We start from the raw sequence: 18,527 nt of genomic DNA, 5'->3' as shown, positions 1-18,527 counted from the left end.
CGGTCGAGGCCGGCGGGCGCCGGGTCGTGCTCGGGCGGCCCCGGGTGCGGGGCCCGTGGGCCACGCACCCGGGGGAGCCGTCAGGCGCAGTCGAGCGCGTCGTGCTCGACGTCGAAGCTCGAGGTGACGTCCTCACCGTCGACCGTCGCGGTGCCCGTGACGGTCACCGACCCGCTCGCGACCGAGGCCGAGCGCACCGCGAACGACTGGTACGCGTTCGCGCCAGGGGCGACGTCGGCGAACTCGCGGGTGCCGTAGGCCGTCGCGAGGGTCACGTCGACCGGCGAGCTCTCGCCGTTCGCCGCCCGGACCGCGAGGTACGCCTGGCCGGCGAGGCACCGCGCCTGCACCGTGACGTCGAGGTCGAGCTGCCCGCTCGGCGTGCCGTAGACCTCGAGCTCGTAGAGCGAGAAGCCCCACTGCGTCGCGCGTTCCGTGAGGTAGAGGCGCACGTACCGGCCCGTGGCCGTGACGTCCAGCTCGTCGTAGCCGCCGTCACCGTCGCTGACGGTGTGCACCGTGGTCCAGGTCTCGCCGTCCGGCGAGGTCTGGATCTCGTACCCCGACCCGTACGCGGTCTCCCAGTCGATCACGACCTGGCTGAGGTCGTAGCTCGCGCCGAGGTCCACCGCGATCCACTCCGGGTCGTTCCACGCGCTGCTCCAGCGGGTGCCGGCGTTGCCGTCGACCGCCATCTCGGGCTCGTGACCGGCCTCGTCGATGCTGGAGGCCGTCACCGGGCGGCCCAGGGCGAGCGACTCGTCGCCCTCGTTCCCGCCTCCGTCCTCGGACTCGAAGCAGCGGAGGTACCGGTAGGACTCCGCGGAGGTCTCGAACGACGGCGCCCAGTCCCACTCGTAGGTGTAGTACTGCACGTACGGCTCGGCCGCGGCGATGATCGCCGGGAGGTCCAGTTCGCCCCGGCCGAGGGCGACCTGCCGCATGTCGCCCGGCGCGTTGACGTTCACGGCGTCCTTGATGTGCAGCAGCTCGATGCGGTCCCCGTGCTCCTCGATCCACGCGGGGACGTCGAGGCCGGCGTCGGCGGCCCAACCGACGTCGAGCTGGAACGTGACATAGCGCGGGTCGGTGTTCTCCTCGATGACCTCCCAGGCGCTGACCATCTCGCCCGTCGCCGGGTCGGGGTACCGCGTGGTGAACTCGCTCTGGTGGTTGTGCAGCACGATCTTGTTCGCGCCGTTCTCGTGCGCGTACTGGCCGAGCTGGTTGACGTAGGCCGCGGTCGCGACCGCCTCGGCGTAGGTGCCGTAGCCACCGGCCATCCCGCCGGTCCCGATGTAGTCCTGACCCAGCGCGACGGCGTACGCGACGGTCTGCGGCCACGAGCCCCAGTCCGTGCTGCCGTGGCTGGACGACACCGCGAGGCCGTGCTTGTCGAGGATCGCCTGGTACTCCTCGACGGGCATCGAGTAGGGCTGGTTGTACGGCTCCACGTTGGTGAACCCCGCGTTGGCCACCTCCCCGAGCACGCGGTCGATCGTCTCGGCGGACGGGGTCCCCGAGCCCCCGAGCTCACCGACGTGCGTGTAGAGCTGGATGGAGATCTTGGAGTCGGGAAGCCCGTCTTCCGGGCCGCACGTCTCGGCGGCGGCGAGGGTGGTCGGGGGGCTGGTCGCGGCGGACGGGGTCGCGACGGCCGGGGCCGCGGCGAGCGTGACCGCGACGAGCGCGCCGCCCGTCAGTGCGGCGCCGAGGCGCCGGGCGCGAGACGAATGGTGCGAGATCTGCATGAGGCTCCAATTGACAGCGTTGTCGATTTGGCTGACGAACATGCGACTTCTGATGTCACGTGTGCAAAAGTAGTCTTGTGGTCGGCCATGACCCTGTCAAGGGCGATCCTCGCTGCCCGCGACCGGCAGGGGGCCCGCGGAGCGCCGTGCCCCCAGACGACGAAGGGCGGGTCCTCCCGACCGGGAGGACCCGCCCTGCGGCGGTACGGCGTGGCGGTGTCAGCTGCTGATGCGCTGACCCGACGCCGCACCGAAGACGTGCGAGTGACCCGGGCGGATCGTCACGTAGATGCGCTCGCCCTTGGCCGGGACGTTGCGCGGGTCGACGCGGACGATGACCTGGTTGTCACCGGCGCCCGAGTGGACGTCGGCCTGCGCGGCCAGGTCGCCCTTGAGCGTGCCGTAGACGAACGCGTCGGAGCCGAGCTCCTCGACGATGTTCACCTCGACCGGGAAGGCGGCCTCGTTGGCCTGCGACACGACGTCGAGGGCCTCCGGGCGGAAGCCGATCGTCACCTTGCCGTTGTCGGCCTCGGTGATCTTCGCGGCCGTCTCACGCTCGAGCGTGATGCGGGCCGGGCCCACCTCGGCGACGCCGTTCTTGACCACGAACGTGCCGATGTTCATGGCCGGCGAGCCGATGAAGCCGGCGACGAAGACGTTCTGCGGGGTGTCGTACATGTCGCGCGGCGTGCCGACCTGCTGGAGCAGGCCGTCCTTGAGGACCGCGATGCGGTCGCCCATGGTGAGGGCCTCGGTCTGGTCGTGCGTGACGTAGACCGTCGTGACGCCGAGGCGGCGCTGGAGCGACGCGATCTGCGTACGGGTCTGGACGCGGAGCTTGGCGTCGAGGTTCGACAGGGGCTCGTCCATGAGGAACACCTGCGGCTGGCGGACGATCGCGCGGCCCATGGCGACACGCTGACGCTGACCACCGGAGAGCGCCTTCGGCTTGCGGTCGAGGTACTCGGTGAGGTCGAGGATCTTCGCGGCCTCCTCGACGCGCTGGCGGATATCCGCCTTCGGCGTGCCGGCGATCTTCAGCGCGAAGCCCATGTTGTCCGCGACGGACATGTGCGGGTACAGCGCGTAGTTCTGGAAGACCATCGCGATGTCGCGGTCCTTCGGCTGGACGTCCGTGACGTCGCGGTCGCCGATGTAGATGTGTCCGCCGTTGACGTCCTCGAGGCCCGCGAGCATGCGGAGCGAGGTCGACTTGCCGCAGCCCGAGGGGCCGACGAGGACGAGGAACTCGCCGTCCTCGATGTGCAGGTTGAGCTGGTCCACGGCGGGGCGCTCGGTCCCGGGGTAGATCCGGCTTGCGTGGTCGTAGGTGACCGTAGCCATGACTGGTACATCCCTCCACCGGCAGGTACGTGCCGGACGATCCGTTGTGCAGTGACGTGCCACGTCGACGTAGCTGTTCGCGATGGCGGACGAGCGTGTCTTCGACGACACAGAAGAAGTCGGACCCCCTCTGGTGCGAGCAGGGGACCCGACGTCATCGTGGACCCGATACTACTCCGGCTTCTGAGTGCTTCGTCACAGAGCCGGTCACGATCGGGTAGCGGTTTCGTGGCGACCCGTGACGCGCCCCTCAGCCCTCCGGGCGTCCCAGCAGGTCGGCGAGCAGGTCGAGCGCCGCGGCCAGCCCGTCCGCGTCGGGCACCCGTGCGTTCGCCCGGGTCTCGCCGTCCCCGACCTTCACCCCCAGGTCGCCCGGGCCGAGCACGGCGAACGCGGTCTCGTCCGTGGTGTCGTCCCCGGCGTACAGCACGCGCGTCCGCGAGCCCGGGATCCCCGCGTCCTGCCCGACGACGTCCCGCAGCCGGTCGACCGCCTCGCCCTTGGAGGTCTCGACGACGGCGACCTCCACCACGTCCTTGCCGTGCATCGCGTGCAGCCCGAGCCGCTCGGCCACGGCGTCCGCGACGTCCTCGGCCGCCCGCGTGTCCGCCGGGGACGCCAGCCGCGTGTGCAGGACGGCGGCGCTCGGCTTGTCCTGGACCCACGCGCCCTCGCGGCCCGCCACGGCGTCCGCGAGCCCCGCACGCAGCGCCGCGAGGGCGTCGGTCTGCTCTGCTGTCAGCTCGAGCGGGACGGCCTCGAGACCCGACGGCGTGACGACGCCGGTCTCGGCGCCGTGGCTGCCGACGAGGAAGGTCCCGACGGGCGGCTCGCTGCGCTCGGCGAGGTCCGCGAGGTGGCGCCCCGAGACCAGGGCGAGGCGCGTCGTCGTCCCCGCGAGCACCCTCCCGAGGCGGTCGACCGCGGCCCGCGCCGCGGGCGCCATGCGCGCCGCGTGCGGGTCGTCGACGAGGGGCGCGAGCGTCCCGTCGAAGTCGAGCGCGACGAGCCGGGCGTGCGGGGAGTCGTTGTCGTCCCCCGCGAACGCGCGGACGGCGTCGGCGACGGGCCGGGGCAGGGACGGAGGCAGCGCGGGGCCGCCGTCGGGCCGGGTCACGCGCCGACCTCGGCGGAGAGGTCGGCCTGCGCCCCGTCCTGGCCGACGTCGTCCGGCCGGCGGTGCGGCACGCGCGACGGCATGGCCGTGAGCACGCCGAGGAACGACTCCGACCACTTCGCGACGTCGTCGCTCAGGACCTTGCGGCGCAGGCGGCGCATGCGCTTGCGCTGCTCGCGGTGGTCCATGTGCGCGGCGGCCACGATGATGTCCTTCATCCCGTCGATGTCGTGCGGGTTGACGAGGAGCGCACCGGAGGAGAGCTCGTCCGCGGCGCCCGTGAACTCCGAGAGCACGAGCACCCCCCGGTCGTCGGAGCGTGCGGCGACGTACTCCTTGGCGACGAGGTTCATGCCGTCGCGCAGCGCGGTGACGAGCATGACGTCCGCCGCGAGGTACAGCGCGGCCATCTCCTCCGGAGGGTAGGAGTGGTGCAGGTAGTGGATCGCCGCGTGCCCGATCTCGGCGTACTCCCCGTTGATGCGCCCGACGGCGCCCTCCACGTGCTCGCGCAGCTCCTGGTAGGCGTCGACGTTCTCGCGGCTCGGGCTCGCGACCTGGACGAGCGTCGCGTGCTCGACGTCGAGGCGCCCGTCCTGGAGGAGCTCGCCGTACGCCTTGATGCGGTGCCGGATGCCCTTGGTGTAGTCCAGGCGGTCCACGCCGAGCATCATGATGTCCGGGTCGCCCAGGTCGGCGCGGATCTCGCGCGAGCGCTGCTGCACCTCGGGCGAGCGCGCGAGCTCGTCGAAGCGGCGCGAGTCGATCGAGATGGGGAACGCCGCGGCGCGCACGTGGCGGTCGCGACCGTCCTCGCCGGGGACCGTGATGATGGGGCCGCGCGTCGTGTGCGCGCGCAGGCGGCGCACGGCGCGGATGAAGTTCGCGGCGTCGCCCGCGCGCTGGAAGCCCACGAGGTCCGCGCCGAGGAGCCCGTCGAGCACCTGCCGGCGCCAGGGGAGCTGCTGGAACAGCTCGAGGGGCGGGAACGGGATGTGGTTGAAGAACCCGATCCGCACGTCCGGGCGCTGGGCGCGGATCATCTGCGGCACGAGCTGGAGCTGGTAGTCGTGCACCCACACGACGCCGCCAAGCGAGACCTGTGCGACCGCGGCGTCGGCGAAGCGCTGGTTGACGCGCCGGTACGCCTCCCACCACGTGCGGTGGTACGTGGGCGGCGAGATGACGTCGTGGTAGAGCGGCCAGAGCGTGTCGTTGGAGAAGCCCTCGTAGTAGCGCTCGATCTCGTCGGCCGAGAGGGTGACGGGAACGAGCCGCATGTCGTCCGCGTCGAACGGCTCGCTCGCGAGGTCGGGGGCGCCGGACCAGCCGACCCACGCGCCGTCGGACGCCTGCATGACGGGCTCGAGCGCCGTGACCAGACCGCCGGGCGAGCGGTTCCACTCGACGTCGCCACCGGGTCCGACCGTGAAGTCCACGGGCAGCCGGTTGGCCACCACGACGAGATCGAATCCCTCTTTGCCTGTCAATGGACTACTCCTTGAGCTTCGATGGATCGCGCCTGGGCGACCCAGGGTAGTCGGCCCGTCCGGCGCGCGGACGGGCCGTCCGTCCCGGGCCGGGTCGCCCACCGGGCCCGTCGGGCCGGTCCGGAAGGCGATGTCCCGCCCGCTGCGGCTACCTTGTCACCATGGAGGAGCCCACGCAGCGCGTCGACGCGCGGACCGCCCCCGGCGGGCCGTCGCGCGGCCCCGCGCCCGGCAGCGAGGTCGGGGGCTATCTCATCGGCGCGCGCCTCGGCTCGGGGGCCATGGGCACCGTCCACAGCGCGCACGACGGCGGCGGGAACCTCGTCGCGATCAAGCTCCTGCACGCGCACGTCGACCTCGACGCCGCGGCCCAGGGTCGCGAGCGGCTGCGGCGCGAGGCGCTCGCCCTCCAGCGCCTCCGGCACCCCGCCGTCGCGCAGATCCTCGACGTCGAGCTCGACGGCCCCGACGCGTTCATCGTCACCGAGCTCGTCGACGGCCCGACCCTCGAGGACGAGGTCGCCGAGGGCGGCCCGCTCGACGCGTGGGACCTCTACGAGCTCGCCGACCAGCTCGCCGCCGCGCTGGAGTCCGTGCACGCGGCCGGCGTGGTGCACCGCGACCTCAAGCCGAGCAACGTCATGGTCTCCTCGCGCGGCCCCGTGCTCATCGACTTCGGCATCGCCCAGGGCCTCGAGGACGCGCGCGTCACCTCGACCGGCCTCGTCATGGGCACGCCCGGCTACCTCGCGCCCGAGCTGCTGGAGGGCGCCGCACCGAGCGTCGGCACGGACTGGTGGGGCTGGGCCGCGCTCCTCGCGTACGCCGCGACGGGTCGGGCGCCGTTCGGGGTCCGGCCCACGGACGTCGTGCTGGCCCGGGCGCGCAGCGGGCGTCCCGACCTCGCGGGGCTCGGGCCCGTCACGGCGCGCGTGCTCGCCGGTGCCCTGCACGCGGACCCCGCGCAGCGGCTCGGGCCGACCGAGGTCGTCGCCGCGCTGCGGCACGCCGCCGACACGGGTGACCTCGCCCCCGCGACCCAGGTCGTCGGTCCCCCCACCGGTCCCACGCGGGTCGTGCCCCCCGTCGCCGTCGTGCCGGGCGGCACCGGCGCGCAGGCCTGGACCGGCGCGGCGCAGGTCGTGCCGCCGCCGCTGCCGACCTCGCAGTCCCAGGTCAACGACGGCCGCACCCTGGCCGTCCCCGCCGGGCAGGACCTCATGGACGACCTCGGGGCGCCGCCCGTGGGGGAGGACGGCGAGCCGCTGTACCTCCGGCCCGTGCCCGCCGCGCGCCGCACCGCGCTGCTCCTCCTCGCGGCCCCGCTCGTCCTGCTCGGCATGCTCCACCCGGGCGTCGCGTTCGTGGTGCTCTCCGTGCTCGTCGTCCTCGCGCGGATCGTCGGCGTGACCACCGAGTCCCTCCACGCGCGCCGCGAGCGGCGCGGGGTCTCGCCCAGCGACACCGTGCGGGCGGTCGCGGCGTCGCCCTGGTACGTCGTGCGCGCCGCCGTCGGGGCGCTCCCGTCGCTGCTCGTCGCGGCCTGCGCGGGGGTGCTCGTCGTCGTGGCCGGGTGGTGGCTCCTGGAGTCCGACCGCTGGGTCGTCGTCGAGGGCGCGGACGGCGGCAACTCGCCGGTCGTCACGACCGTGATCCTGGGCCTCGCGTCGCTCGCGGCCGTCGTGCTCGCGTGGGCCGGGCCCCTGACCCATCTCACGCGCTACGGGACGCGGACCGCGCTCGCGCGGCTCGCCCCGGGCCGCACCGGGACCCTCGTGCTGGCGGGCGTCGGGCTCGCCTTGACGGTCCTGTGCGTCGTCCTCCTCGCCGGCGACCCCGAGGTGACGTGGTGGCCCTTCCCCGGGCCGCCGTCGTTGCGCTGAGCGCGAGTCCCGGCGCCGGCGACCTCTCGTGGACCCGACCCCGGGCGTTCCCAGCCCGCTACCAGCACGCATGCGTAGGATGGGCGCCGTGCTCCGGACGACGGTGCCGCGCGCGTGGTCGCGCGGCGTGACGCGCACGTCCGTCGTGCCCGTGACCGGCCGGCTCCTCGGCCCCGCCCTCCTGCTCCTCACGCTCCTCGCCGCGCTGGTGACGCAGCTCGCCGACCGCGGGTACGCCGTCGTGCACCAGTGCGTCACGGTGCCGGGCGCGTGGGGCGTCGCCGGGATGCACCTCGCGCTCGTCCACGAGACCCCGGACTGCCCGTCCGGCACCGCGCTCGGCGGCGACCCCGCCGCCATGGTCACCGTGGTGGGCGTGCTCGCGCTGCCCGTCGTCGTCGCGCACGCCGTGGCCGCGGCGGTCGCGTGGGGCGTGTCGGCGTGGGCACGGCGCGCCCACGACCGCTCCCGGGCGGTCGTGGCGGGCGCGGCGCAGGCGCTGCGGAGGGTCGTGCGGGGCGCGGGCCGCCCGGTGGGCGCGCTCGTGGCGGGTGCCCGGCGGGTCGTCCGCCCGGTGCCCGACGCCGTCCCCGTCGCACTGCACCACCTCGCCGACGCGGTGGTGCGCACGCGGCGCGGGCCGCCGCGGCTCGCCCTGGTCTGACGACGCCGTCGGACGCACGGCCCGCGCGACCCCTGTCGGCGCGCACCCCGACACATCCCAGCTCTCGGAACTCCCTCGGAGGACGACCATGCCCAGCAACGAAGCCCAGACCAAGGCCCAGCGCCGCGAGGCCGCGCGCGCGGAGGCCCTCGCGATGCGCGAGGCGCAGGCCAAGCGCGACAAGCGGAACCGCCTCATCACGATCGGAGCGCTCGTCGCGGGCGTCCTCGTGCTCGTCGGCGTGTTCCTCGCCGTGTGGATCCCGGCCATGAAGGACCAGAACAAGACGATCGACGCCGTCGCGGCCGGGAACCTCGCCGACGTGACGAGCCCGTCCACGTCGCGCGACGACGGCGGCATCCCGATGGGCGCCGACGGCGCGGCCGGGACGGAGAACGAGGGCGCGGTCGAGGTCGGCGTCTACCTCGACTACATGTGCCCCATCTGCGGCCAGTTCGAGGAGACGAACGGCGCGACGCTCGACCAGCTCCGCGAGTCGGGCGACATCACCGTCGTCCTGCACCCCGTCTCGATCCTCGACCGCATGGCGAACGCGCAGCAGTTCTCGACCCGCTCCGCGGCGGCCGCCGCGTGGATCGCGGACCGCGCTCCGGAGCAGATGAACGCGTTCAACGCGATCATGTTCCAGAACCAGCCCGAGGAGAACGTCTCGACCCTCACCGACGAGCAGATCGCGGACCTGGCCGAGCAGGCCGGCGTCCCGGCCGACGTCGCCGCGGGCATCGCCGACGGGACCGCCGTCGAGACGTACGGCGACTGGGCCGCTACCGCGACGAGCCTCGTCACGCAGGACGAGGCCCTCGTGAACCCGCAGTCGGGCGGCTTCGGCACGCCGACGATCACGATCGACGGCGAGCGCTGGGACGGCAACTGGAGCGACCCGAACGCGCTCACGGAGGCCGTCACCGCCGCGCAGGGCTGACCCGCAGGCCGGCGCCGCGCGCGGCGCCGGCCGCGGTCCCGGGCCGTCGGGCGAGCAGGTAGTCTGTTCGCTCGCCCGGCAGCCCGGGCACGCCGCCTTAGCTCAGCTGGTAGAGCACTCGCCTTGTAAGCGAAAGGTCGTCGGTTCGAACCCGACAGGCGGCTCCACCACGACGCCCCCGGCTCCGCGGAGCCGGGGGCGTCGTCGTTCCCCGGTCGACGGGGGCGTCAGTCCTGCGCGAGCGGGACCGGCAACAGCTCGGGCGCCTTGGGGAGGCGGCCGTCGCCCGACGACGTCCCCCGGATCCGGCGCTGCGCCCAGGGCACGACGTGCGTCCGCACCCACTGCGCGTTCTGCCGCGCCCGGTCGAGCGCCGGGAGCGGCGGCAGGGGAGCGAGCGGGTCGTCCCACGCCGCGTCGTCGGGCGACTGGCCCAGCCCGACGAGCGCCGCCTGCGCGACCCGCCGGTGCCCCTCGGGCGTCAGGTGGATGCGGTCCTCCGACCACACGCGCCAGTCCTGGAGCGCGCGCATGCCCCACAGGTCCAGCACGTACGCGCCCTGCCGGCGCGCGATCGACCAGATGTGCGCGTTGTACACCCCGACACGGGACCGGGTGAGGCCCACGAGCGGAGACTGCGAGGCGTCGAAGCCGGTCGCCATGAGCACGTCGATCCCTGCGGTTCGCAGGCGGGAGACCGCGTGCTCGAGGTTGCGCGCGAGCCGGTCGACGTCCGCGTTCGGCCGCAGGATGTCGTTGCCGCCGCCGATGACGCTCACGAGCTCCGGCCTCAGCTCCAGCGCCGCAGGCACCTGCTCGGTGAGGATCGAGCGGAGCTTGCGCCCGCGGATCGCGAGGTTCGCGTAGCGCAGCGGCTCCTCGCCCGCCGCGACGCGGCGGGCGGCGAGGTGCTGCGCGAGGAGGTCGGCCCAGCCGCGCTGGTGGTCCTCCTCGCCGGGGTAGGGGTCCCACAGGCCCTCGGTGAACGAGTCGCCGATCGCGAGGTAGCTCGACCAGGGGGGCGGTGCGTCGGGTCGAGGGGCGTCGGAGGCGTCACCGGCCAGGGGAGTGGTCGTCGGGTTCTGCGTCGTCACCTGCCCATTCTGCTCCCGTCGGTCCCGCTCTCCGGCGAACCGGGGTTCTCGCTCGGCGAGGACGGGCTACGCGGTCGGGAGGGTCCAGTCGACGGGGGGCGCGCCCTGGGCGACGAGGAGCTCGTTGACGCGCGAGAACGGGCGGGAGCCGAAGAACCCGCGGCGCGCGGAGAGCGGGCTCGGGTGGGCGCTCGCGACGACGGGGGTGTCGCCGAGCATCGGGCGCAGCGTCGCGGCGTCGCGGCCCCACAGGATCGCGACGAGGGGGGCGTCGCGCGCGACGAGCGCCCGGATCGCGGCCTCCGTGACGGCCTCCCACCCCTGGCCGCGGTGCGAGCCGGGTTCGCCGGGGCGGACGGTGAGCACCCTGTTGAGCAGCATGACGCCCTGGTCGCTCCACGCGGTGAGGTCGCCGTTCGCGGGCGTGGGGGCGCCGACGTCCTCCGCGAGCTCGGCGAAGATGTTCTGGAGCGAGCGCGGCACCGGGCGCACGTGCGGCTGCACGGAGAACGACAGCCCCATCGGGTGGCCCGGCGTCGGGTACGGGTCCTGCCCGACGACGAGCACGCGCACGTCCGCGAGCGGCCGTGAGAAGGCGTTGAGGATCGCCGACGGCGCGGGCAGGTACTCGCGGCCGGCCGCGACCTCCGCACGCAGGAAGTCCCCCGTCGCGTGGAGCTGGGGCTCGACGGGCGCGAGCGCCTCGGCCCAGTCGGGCGCCATGATGCTCGCGAGCGGGGGGCGGGGGCTCGGCGCCGGATCGGTGACGGCCGGGGTGCTGCCCGGGTCGACGTCGACGGGCTGGACGGGTGCGCTCTCCACGGCCCGAGCCTAACCGGCGCGCGGAGAGCCTCGGCATGCGCTCGGCAGACCACGGCGAGGACGAATGACACCCGTGTGGTTCGTGCGTACGCTGAGAGGCGGCCGCGCGCACCGGGTGCGCAGGTCCCGTGACGAGAGAGTGCAGGGAGGGAACGATGAGCGAGGCGGCGTACGTGCTCGACGGACCCGACGCGGTCGGCGACCCGACCGTCCAGGAGGGCTCGGCGCCGGGCCTGAGCGAGCGCGACCAGGAGATCCTGGCGTTCGAGCGGCAGTGGTGGAAGTACTCGGGCGCCAAGGAGCAGGCGGTGCGCGAGCTGTTCGACATGACCGCGACGCGCTACTACCAGGTGCTCAACGCGCTCATCGACTCCCCGGCTGCGCTCGCGCACGACCCGATGCTCGTCAAGCGGCTGCGCCGGATGCGTTCCACCAGGCAGCGGGCTCGCACGGCCCGTCGGCTCGAAGGGCTCTGAGATGCGACGGACCTTCGCCCGTGAAGTCCGGGCGAACTGGGCGTTTAGCCAACGGGCCTGACCGGGCTACCCTGTCGCCGTGACGAAGAGCCGCTACCCCTACGCGCCCGACGAGTTCGACGCGCCCGCGCAGCAGGGCTCCCCCGTGGGGGTGCACCGCACGCCGCGCAGCGGGTGGAGCAAGACGTGGCCGTTCCTGCTGGTCGCCGTCGTCTTCGCCGGCCTCGCGTACGGGGGCGTCGCGCTGCTGTCGGACAACGGAGCGACCGAGAACCCGCCGCAGGCGCAGTCCACGGACCCCGCCGCGGAGGAGACCGAGGCGCCGCCCGCCGAGGAGACGGAAGAGCCCCCCGCGGAGGAGGAGCCCCCGGCGGAGGAGGAGCCGCCCGTCGAGGAGACCCCCGCGGCCCCGGACCTCGCGACGCTCATGGCGGCGGCCGACCCGGCCGCCAGCGTCCGCGTCCTCAATGCCAGCGGAATCGGCGGCGAGGCGGGCAAGGGCCGCGACGCTCTCGCGAACCAGGGCTTCACGAACGTCGAGGCCGCGGACTACGAGGGTGACCCGGACGACGTCGCGGTCACCACGGTCTGGTACGGCGAGGACCGGAGCGACAGCGCCGCGGCCGTGGCGGCGATCCTCGGTATCCCGGCGGAGCAGGTGAGCCAGCAGACGCTCCGTTCCGGGGACGTCGTGGTGATCGTCAAGTCGGAGCTCACTCCAGCCGGCTGACGGCGTTCGGACGCACAACCCTGCATCGGTCCGGCGGCCCTCCGCTGACCTGCCCTTTCACGTTTTCGTCCGACGACGTCAGCCGCGCGTTCGACCTTCCGTGCACGCCGCTCGCGGGCTAGGCTCGGGCTACCACGGGGCGGGGGTCGCCTCGCGGGCGACGATGCACGAGGAGACGTAGATGGCTCAGGGCACCGTGAAGTGGTTCAACTCCGAGAAGGGCTACGGGTTCATCACGCCCGCGGCCGGCGGACAGGACCTCTTCGTGCACTTCAGCGCGATCCAGACCGACGGCTACCGCACGCTCGACGAGGGCCAGGAGGTCGAGTTCGAGCTCGGCCAGGGCACCAAGGGCCCGCAGGCCGAGCAGGTGCGGCCGCTCTGACGCCGCTCGCGAGGGTCGCGTGACGGAGAACCTCGACGCCGTCGTCGTCGGTTCAGGCCCCAACGGGCTGGCCGCCGCCGTGACCCTCGCACGCGCCGGTCTCGCCGTGCGCGTCCTCGAGGCGCAGCCGACGATCGGTGGCGGCTCGCGCACGCTCGAGCTCGGCCTCGCGGACGGGGTCGTGCACGACGTGTGCTCGGCCGTGCACCCGATGGCGTGGGCGTCCCCGTTCTTCGAGGCGTTCGACCTCGCTGCGCGGGGCGTGGAGCTGCTCGCGCCCGAGGTGTCGTACGCGCAGCCGCTCGACGGCGGCCGCGCGGGCATCGCGTACCACGACCTCGACCGCACAGTGGAGCGTCTCGGTGTCGACGGCGCAGCCTGGCGCGCGCTGCTCGGCCCGCTCGCCGAGGGCTGGCGCGACGTCGTCGCGGTCGCCCTGGGTGACAAGCGGTCGGTGCCGGGGCGCGTGCTGACGCCGGGCGGCGCAGGGTCGGCGGCCCGGTTCGGTGCGGCCGTCCTCGAGCAGGGGAGCGTGGCCTGGACGCGGCGGTTCCGCACCGACGAGGCCGGGGCGCTGCTCACGGGCGTCGCGGCGCACGCGATCGCCCGCCTGCCGTCCCTCGCCGCCGCCGGGACCGCGCTGCTGCTCGCGTCGCTCGGTCACGCGCCGGGCGGGTGGCCGCTGCCGCGGGGCGGGTCGGGCGCGATCGTCGCGGCCCTCCTGGACGACCTGCGTGCTCACGGCGGGCAGGTCCTCACGGGCCACCGCGTCGGGACGCGCGCCGACCTGCCGCGGGCTCGGGCCTACGTGTTCGACACGGCGCCGCACGTCGTCGCGGACGTGTTCGGCGACCGCCTCTCTCCGCGGGCCGAGTGGGCCCTGCGGCGCTTCCGGCACGGTGACGCGGCCGCCAAGGTCGATCTCGTCCTCTCCGGGCCGGTCCCGTGGGCGGACCCGGAGGTGGGGCGCGCCGGCACGGTGCACCTCGGCGGCACGCGCGGCGAGATGGCGCGCGCGGAGGCGGACGTCGCGGCCGGACGCCACGCCGTGCGCCCGGTGGTCCTGGTCAGCGACCCGACCGTCGTCGACCCCGGCCGAGGGTCGGGCGGTCTGCGGCCCCTGTGGACGTACGCGCACGTGCCCGCCGGCTCGACGCGCGACGTGACGGAGGACGTCGTCGCGCAGGTCGAACGGTTCGCCCCGGGCTTCCGGGACGTCGTCGTCACGTCGCGCTGCGTCCCCGCGGCGGAGATGGCCGCGCACGACGAGAGCTACGTGGGCGGCGACATCGCGGGCGGTGCCGTGAGCATGTGGCAGATGGTCGCGCGCCCGACGCCGCGCCTCGACCCGTACGCCGTCGGGCTCGAGGGCGTGTACCTGTGCTCGGCGTCGACGCCGCCCGGGCCGGGCGTGCACGGGCTCGGCGGCTGGTACGCCGCGCGGCGCGTCCTGCGCCGGGAGTTCGACGTGCGGGAGGAGCCGAGCCTCGCGCCGACGGCGGGGGCCGGCGCGCGGACCTGACCGCGCCCTACCGCGTGGGGGCGACCGGTTCTTGCGCGTCGAGCTCGACGAGGGCGAGCACGACGAGCGCGGAGCTCCAGGACAGCGGTGCGACGGCGGCGGGCGCCCCGTCCGCGAGCACCTTCTCCGGGATCGCGCCGGACGCGGTGCGGTGGTCGTCGACCCACCGCAGCCACTCCTCGGCGTCCGCGACGTCCTCGGGCTCGGACGACGACGCGGCGGTGAGCGCGTAGAGCGTCGTCTGCGGCGTCCAGGAGATGCCGTCCTCGCGCCAGCCCGCCCCGGGTGCGAGCCCACCGGCGGGGCGCAGCATCTCCGTCACGGACGCGCGCCACGCGACGTCCGCTCCCGCGAGCGGCTCGGGCTGGAACGGGGGCAGGACGAACGCGGTCGACGCGTCGCGCGCGCCGCCGGTGACGTGGCGCGGGTAGCCCTGCGACCCGAACGACCGCTCGACGGCCATGCGCAGCCGTGCGGCGCCGAGCGTCGCCTCGGTGGCCCGCGCCGTGTCACCCGCCGCGGCGTAGACGTCCGCCGCGGCCTCGAGCCCGGCGAGCAGGGGACCGGCGGTGCCGAGGGTCAGCGCCGTCGGCTCGACCTCCCAGTAGTCGCTCGACGGCGGGGGCAGCGGGTCCTCGCCGTCGACGAGCGAGAGCGCGTGCTCGGTCGCGGCGTCGACGAGGGGCCGCAGCTCCGCGGCGACCTGGCGCCGCTCGGCGGGGGGCGTCTCCTCGAGCACGACGTCGGTCGCCCACAGGACCCAGCCGACGCCGTCGGACTGGAGGCCGCGGTCGTCGGGGACGCCGGAGCCGTCGGGCAGGTAGCGCGCGTGGAACGACCCGTCGTCCTCCTGGACGCGGGCGAGGAAGCCGAGGACGTCCCGCGCGTCGTCGACGTGCCCGGTGCGCGCGAACGCCGCGGCGGTGAACGACGCGTCGCGGGGCCACACGTAGCGCCACTTGGGGGAGGCGGCGGCGAGCGCGGCGCCGTCGTCGAGGGTGAGGGCGCGCAGGTCGAGCAGCGCGGCCTCGCCGAGCGCGGCGAACGAGCCGTCCGCGCCGGGGACGACGCCGGACGCGAGCCATGCGCGTGACGCGGCGGCGGCGTCCTGCGCCCGTCCGGTGTCGAGGAGCGCCGACGCGTCGAGCCGGGTGCCGGCGACCTGGGCGAGCCGGTTCGCCTCGCCGTCCGCGGGGTCGACGCCCGCGGCGAGCGCGATCGGGTCGAGGGTCGTCGGGTCGAGCACGCGGCTGCCGGGAAGGTAGGTCGCCCCGGCACCGGGGGCGAGGCGCAGGAGCGCGGTGCCGCCGTCGGGCGCGGTCGTGACGGCCACGCCGTCCTGGTACAGGTCGATGTGCTCGCCCGTGGGGGCGGCGACGGCGGTCGCGGCGGTGAGGCCGAGGGCAGGGACCAGCACGAAGCCGGCCAGGGCTGCTGCGAGGCGCCACGACGGTGTTGCGCGGATCACACCGCGCATCCTAGGGGGATCGCGAGGTGCGGCGGGTTTCGCCCGTCGCGATACGAGGACGGGCAGCGCCAGGCTGTCTTGCACTCGCCCCCTGCGAGTGCCAATAATGGCGTTAGCACTCTCGTCATGAGAGTGACAGAAGTGACCAGCGCAGGCAGCCGCTCACCGCGGGTGCGGCGCACCACACCAGGTCGACAGGTGAGGCCCGCCCCGGCGGCGTGACATGAACGCCGCCCGTCGCGGGCCGTCCGTCGCGGGCGCCGGCCGACCGCCACACGCCACCAGCGGAGGATCATTCCCCATGGCCAAGATCATCGCCTTCGACGAGGAGGCTCGTCGGAGCATGGAGCGAGGGCTCAACATCCTCGCCGACACCGTCAAGGTCACCCTCGGCCCCAAGGGCCGCAACGTCGTGCTCGACAAGAAGTGGGGCGCGCCGACCATCACGAACGACGGCGTCTCCATCGCCAAGGAGATCGAGCTCGAGGACCCGTACGAGAAGATCGGTGCGGAGCTCGTCAAGGAGGTCGCCAAGAAGACCGACGACGTCGCGGGTGACGGCACCACCACCGCGACCGTGCTCGCCCAGGCGCTCGTGCGCGAGGGCCTGCGCGTCGTCGCGGCCGGCGCCAACCCGATCGCCGTCAAGCGCGGCATCGAGAAGGCCGTCGACGCGGTGACCGAGCAGCTGCTCAACGCCGCCAAGGAGATCGAGACCAAGGAGGAGATCGCCGCCACGGCCGCCATCTCCGCCGGCGACCCCGCGATCGGCGAGCTCATCGCCGAGGCCCTCGACAAGGTGGGCAAGGAGGGCGTCATCACGGTCGAGGAGTCGAACACGTTCGGCCTCGAGCTCGAGCTCACCGAGGGCATGCGCTTCGACAAGGGCTTCCTCGCGCGCTACTTCGAGACGGACCCCGAGCGCCAGGAGGCCGTGCTCGAGGACCCGTACGTCCTCATCGTCGAGTCCAAGATCGCGAACGTGAAGGACCTGCTCCCGGTCCTCGACCAGGTCATGAAGGCCGGCCGCTCGCTCCTCATCATCGCCGAGGACGTCGAGGGCGAGGCGCTCGCGACCCTGGTGCTCAACAAGATCCGTGGCACGTTCAAGTCCGTCGCCGTCAAGGCCCCGGGCTTCGGCGACCGCCGCAAGGCCATGCTCCAGGACATCGCGATCCTCACCGGCGGCCAGGTCATCACCGAGACGGTGGGCCTCAAGCTCGAGAACGCGACGCTGGACCTGCTCGGCCAGGCGCGCAAGGTCGTCGTCACCAAGGACGAGACCACGATCGTCGAGGGCGCGGGCGACGCCGACCTGATCCAGGGTCGCGTCAACCAGATCCGTGGCGAGATCGAGAAGTCGGACTCCGACTACGACCGCGAGAAGCTCCAGGAGCGCCTCGCGAAGCTCGCCGGCGGCGTCGCCGTCATCAAGGCGGGTGCCGCGACGGAGGTCGAGCTCAAGGAGCGCAAGCACCGCATCGAGGACGCCGTCCGCAACGCGAAGGCGGCCGTCGAGGAGGGCATCGTCGCCGGTGGTGGCGTCGCGCTCATCCAGGCCGGTGCCGTGGCGTTCGAGAAGCTCGAGCTCGAGGGTGACGAGGCGACCGGTGCGCAGATCGTGCGCGCCGCGATCGACGCCCCGCTCAAGCAGATCGCCGTCAACGCGGGCCTCGAGGGCGGCGTCGTCGCGGAGAAGGTGCGCAACCTCCCGTCCGGCCAGGGCCTCAACGCCGCGACCGGTGTCTACGAGGACCTCCTCGCCGCCGGCGTGAACGACCCGGTCAAGGTCACGCGCTCCGCGCTCCAGAACGCCGCCTCCATCGCGGCGCTCTTCCTCACGACCGAGGCCGTCGTCGCCGACAAGCCGGAGAAGACCCCGGCCATGCCGGGTGGCGACGGTGGCATGGGCGGCATGGACTTCTGATCCACGCCTGACCCCCTCCCGGCCTGGTCCGGGAGGTCGCAGGACATCGAAGGCCGTCGGCCGGGTTCGCCCGGTCGGCGGCCTTCGTCGTGCCCGGAGCTCCGGTACACGGACGTATAACGCGGTGTATACACGCCGGAAACGAACGCGCGGCAGGATCACCGCCATGCACCTGACGCCCGCGGACACCGAGAAGCTGCTGCTCGCCGTCGCGGGCATGGTCGCGCGCGACCGGCGTGAGCGCGGCGTGCTGCTCAACTACCCCGAGACGGTCGCACTGCTGACGACGTGGGTGATCGAGCGGGCCCGAGAAGGGGCGGGCGTCGAGGAGCTCATGGTCTCGGGGCGCGAGGTGCTCCGTCGCGACGAGGTGATGGACGGGGTCGCGGAGATGCTGCCCGACGTCCAGGTCGAGGCGACCTTCCCCGACGGGCGCAAGCTCGTCACCATCCACCAGCCGATCGCCTGAACCGGCCCGGTCCGGCGCACGCACGAGGCTCAGCGAGAGCGAGGCGACCCATGGCAGGCATCAGCACGAGCGGACCCGGCGCGATCCGGCTCAAGCGCGGTACCGAGGACGTGCCCGTCGTCCTCAACGCCGACCGCACCGACGACGAGCGCGTGACGCTGGTCGTGACGAACACGGGGGACCGGCCCGTGCAGATCGGCTCGCACCTCCACCTGCCCGACGCCAACGCCGCGCTCGAGCTCGACCGCGCCGCCGCGCACGGGTTCCGGCTCGACGTCCCGTCCGGCACGTCGCGTCGCTTCGAGCCCGGCGCGTCCGCGGAGGTCGAGGCCGTCGCCCTCCGGGGCCGACGACGCGTCCCCGGGCTCCAGCGCGGCAAGCCCGACGGCGGGGCGCTGGACGGCGCGCGGAGCACCACCATCCCCGAGGAGGACTGACG

At 74.0% G+C, this 18,527-nt stretch carries 17 protein-coding genes and 1 tRNA gene; 11 read left to right on the top strand and 7 right to left on the bottom strand.

The window, feature by feature from the left end; genetic code table 11:
- Positions 1 to 80: 80 nt before the first annotated feature.
- The 4 genes from ACN9MS_RS16550 to ACN9MS_RS16535 form a co-directional block, all read right to left on the bottom strand.
- Complete coding sequence (locus ACN9MS_RS16550) at positions 81 to 1,793, bottom strand: discoidin domain-containing protein (RefSeq protein WP_426309541.1); 1,713 nt, start codon at positions 1,791 to 1,793, stop codon at positions 81 to 83.
- Between the two features lie 177 nt (positions 1,794 to 1,970).
- The gene (locus ACN9MS_RS16545; protein WP_426309540.1) at positions 1,971 to 3,098 is read right to left on the bottom strand and encodes an ABC transporter ATP-binding protein; all 1,128 of its coding nucleotides are present in this window, start codon (positions 3,096 to 3,098) and stop codon (positions 1,971 to 1,973) included.
- A 250-nt stretch (positions 3,099 to 3,348) separates the two neighbouring features.
- Positions 3,349 to 4,215 carry a trehalose-phosphatase gene (gene otsB, locus ACN9MS_RS16540; protein ID WP_426309539.1) on the bottom strand — a complete coding sequence of 289 codons (867 nt, stop codon included), beginning with the start codon at positions 4,213 to 4,215 and terminating at the stop codon, positions 3,349 to 3,351.
- Positions 4,212 to 5,675 (bottom strand): alpha,alpha-trehalose-phosphate synthase (UDP-forming), encoded by a 1,464-nt coding sequence (locus ACN9MS_RS16535; protein WP_426309538.1) that lies wholly within the window; start codon positions 5,673 to 5,675, stop codon positions 4,212 to 4,214. Before ACN9MS_RS16535 ends, otsB begins: the two co-directional genes overlap by 4 nt.
- A 191-nt stretch (positions 5,676 to 5,866) precedes the next feature.
- Between ACN9MS_RS16535 and ACN9MS_RS16530 the strand changes: the two genes are divergently transcribed.
- The 4 genes from ACN9MS_RS16530 (at position 5,867) to ACN9MS_RS16515 (ending at position 9,362) form a co-directional block, all read left to right on the top strand.
- Entirely contained in the window at positions 5,867 to 7,588 is a 1,722-nt protein-coding gene (locus tag ACN9MS_RS16530) for a protein kinase domain-containing protein (RefSeq protein ID WP_426309537.1), read from the top strand.
- An 88-nt stretch (positions 7,589 to 7,676) separates the two neighbouring features.
- A complete protein-coding gene (locus ACN9MS_RS16525; protein WP_426309536.1) occupies positions 7,677 to 8,252 on the top strand; it encodes a hypothetical protein in 576 nt (191 codons plus the stop codon).
- An 88-nt stretch (positions 8,253 to 8,340) separates the two neighbouring features.
- The gene (locus ACN9MS_RS16520; RefSeq protein ID WP_426309535.1) at positions 8,341 to 9,195 is read left to right on the top strand and encodes a DsbA family protein; all 855 of its coding nucleotides are present in this window, start codon (positions 8,341 to 8,343) and stop codon (positions 9,193 to 9,195) included.
- A gap of 91 nt (positions 9,196 to 9,286) precedes the next feature.
- Positions 9,287 to 9,362: transfer RNA gene (locus ACN9MS_RS16515), tRNA-Thr, on the top strand.
- 60 nt (positions 9,363 to 9,422) lie between these two features.
- On the opposite strand, the gene ACN9MS_RS16510 is transcribed toward ACN9MS_RS16515, so the two are convergent.
- Both ACN9MS_RS16510 and ACN9MS_RS16505 read right to left on the bottom strand, forming a co-directional pair.
- A complete protein-coding gene (locus ACN9MS_RS16510; RefSeq protein WP_426309534.1) occupies positions 9,423 to 10,289 on the bottom strand; it encodes an SGNH/GDSL hydrolase family protein in 867 nt (288 codons plus the stop codon).
- 66 nt (positions 10,290 to 10,355) lie between these two features.
- A complete protein-coding gene (locus tag ACN9MS_RS16505; RefSeq protein ID WP_426311915.1) occupies positions 10,356 to 11,012 on the bottom strand; it encodes a uracil-DNA glycosylase in 657 nt (218 codons plus the stop codon).
- Between the two features lie 254 nt (positions 11,013 to 11,266).
- Between ACN9MS_RS16505 and ACN9MS_RS16500 the strand changes: the two genes are divergently transcribed.
- The 4 genes from ACN9MS_RS16500 to ACN9MS_RS16485 all read left to right on the top strand — a co-directional run bounded on the left by ACN9MS_RS16500 (position 11,267) and on the right by ACN9MS_RS16485 (position 14,224).
- A complete protein-coding gene (locus ACN9MS_RS16500) occupies positions 11,267 to 11,587 on the top strand; it encodes a DUF3263 domain-containing protein (protein ID WP_426309533.1) in 321 nt (106 codons plus the stop codon).
- A gap of 79 nt (positions 11,588 to 11,666) precedes the next feature.
- Positions 11,667 to 12,317 carry a LytR C-terminal domain-containing protein gene (locus tag ACN9MS_RS16495; protein ID WP_426309532.1) on the top strand — a complete coding sequence of 217 codons (651 nt, stop codon included), beginning with the start codon at positions 11,667 to 11,669 and terminating at the stop codon, positions 12,315 to 12,317.
- A gap of 181 nt (positions 12,318 to 12,498) precedes the next feature.
- A complete protein-coding gene (locus tag ACN9MS_RS16490; RefSeq protein WP_047232397.1) occupies positions 12,499 to 12,702 on the top strand; it encodes a cold-shock protein in 204 nt (67 codons plus the stop codon).
- A 19-nt stretch (positions 12,703 to 12,721) separates the two neighbouring features.
- The gene (locus tag ACN9MS_RS16485) at positions 12,722 to 14,224 is read left to right on the top strand and encodes a phytoene desaturase family protein (protein WP_426309531.1); all 1,503 of its coding nucleotides are present in this window, start codon (positions 12,722 to 12,724) and stop codon (positions 14,222 to 14,224) included.
- 7 nt (positions 14,225 to 14,231) lie between these two features.
- Here the strand turns inward: ACN9MS_RS16485 and ACN9MS_RS16480 are convergent, their stop codons facing one another.
- On the bottom strand, positions 14,232 to 15,701 hold the full coding sequence (locus tag ACN9MS_RS16480; protein ID WP_426309530.1) for a glycoside hydrolase family 15: 1,470 nt from the start codon (positions 15,699 to 15,701) through the stop codon (positions 14,232 to 14,234).
- Positions 15,702 to 15,993: 292 nt separating this feature from the next.
- On the opposite strand from ACN9MS_RS16480, the gene groL reads away from it, so the two are divergent.
- The 3 genes from groL (at position 15,994) to ureB (ending at position 18,525) form a co-directional block, all read left to right on the top strand.
- Positions 15,994 to 17,619, top strand: a complete 1,626-nt coding sequence (gene groL, locus ACN9MS_RS16475) for a chaperonin GroEL (RefSeq protein ID WP_426309529.1) — start codon at positions 15,994 to 15,996, stop codon at positions 17,617 to 17,619.
- A gap of 166 nt (positions 17,620 to 17,785) precedes the next feature.
- Positions 17,786 to 18,088 (top strand): urease subunit gamma, encoded by a 303-nt coding sequence (locus tag ACN9MS_RS16470; protein ID WP_237840218.1) that lies wholly within the window; start codon positions 17,786 to 17,788, stop codon positions 18,086 to 18,088.
- 50 nt (positions 18,089 to 18,138) lie between these two features.
- Positions 18,139 to 18,525 carry an urease subunit beta gene (ureB, locus tag ACN9MS_RS16465; RefSeq protein ID WP_426309528.1) on the top strand — a complete coding sequence of 129 codons (387 nt, stop codon included), beginning with the start codon at positions 18,139 to 18,141 and terminating at the stop codon, positions 18,523 to 18,525.
- Positions 18,526 to 18,527: the final 2 nt, after the last annotated feature.

Origin of the sequence: Cellulosimicrobium sp. E-16 (assembly GCF_049913115.1) — a bacterium.
Lineage (GTDB): Bacteria > Actinomycetota > Actinomycetes > Actinomycetales > Cellulomonadaceae > Cellulosimicrobium.
The sequence above is the reverse complement of the archived record's forward strand: the minus strand, read 5'-3'. Positions and strand labels throughout refer to the sequence as shown.

Excerpts from the sequence above, each read along its gene's own strand:
- ACN9MS_RS16550 (WP_426309541.1), bottom strand. The coding sequence starts at position 1,793 with ATGTTCGTCAGCCAAATCGACAACGCTGTCAATTGGAGCCTCATGCAG.
- ACN9MS_RS16545 (WP_426309540.1), bottom strand. The coding sequence starts at position 3,098 with ATGGCTACGGTCACCTACGACCACGCAAGCCGGATCTACCCCGGGACC.
- ACN9MS_RS16530 (WP_426309537.1), top strand. The coding sequence starts at position 5,867 with ATGGAGGAGCCCACGCAGCGCGTCGACGCGCGGACCGCCCCCGGCGGG.
- ACN9MS_RS16520 (WP_426309535.1), top strand. The coding sequence starts at position 8,341 with ATGCCCAGCAACGAAGCCCAGACCAAGGCCCAGCGCCGCGAGGCCGCG.
- ACN9MS_RS16505 (WP_426311915.1), bottom strand. The coding sequence starts at position 11,012 with ATGGCGCCCGACTGGGCCGAGGCGCTCGCGCCCGTCGAGCCCCAGCTC.
- ACN9MS_RS16500 (WP_426309533.1), top strand. The coding sequence starts at position 11,267 with ATGAGCGAGGCGGCGTACGTGCTCGACGGACCCGACGCGGTCGGCGAC.
- ACN9MS_RS16490 (WP_047232397.1), top strand. The coding sequence starts at position 12,499 with ATGGCTCAGGGCACCGTGAAGTGGTTCAACTCCGAGAAGGGCTACGGG.
- ACN9MS_RS16480 (WP_426309530.1), bottom strand. The coding sequence starts at position 15,701 with ATGCGCGGTGTGATCCGCGCAACACCGTCGTGGCGCCTCGCAGCAGCC.
- groL (WP_426309529.1), top strand. The coding sequence starts at position 15,994 with ATGGCCAAGATCATCGCCTTCGACGAGGAGGCTCGTCGGAGCATGGAG.
- ACN9MS_RS16470 (WP_237840218.1), top strand. The coding sequence starts at position 17,786 with ATGCACCTGACGCCCGCGGACACCGAGAAGCTGCTGCTCGCCGTCGCG.
- ureB (WP_426309528.1), top strand. The coding sequence starts at position 18,139 with ATGGCAGGCATCAGCACGAGCGGACCCGGCGCGATCCGGCTCAAGCGC.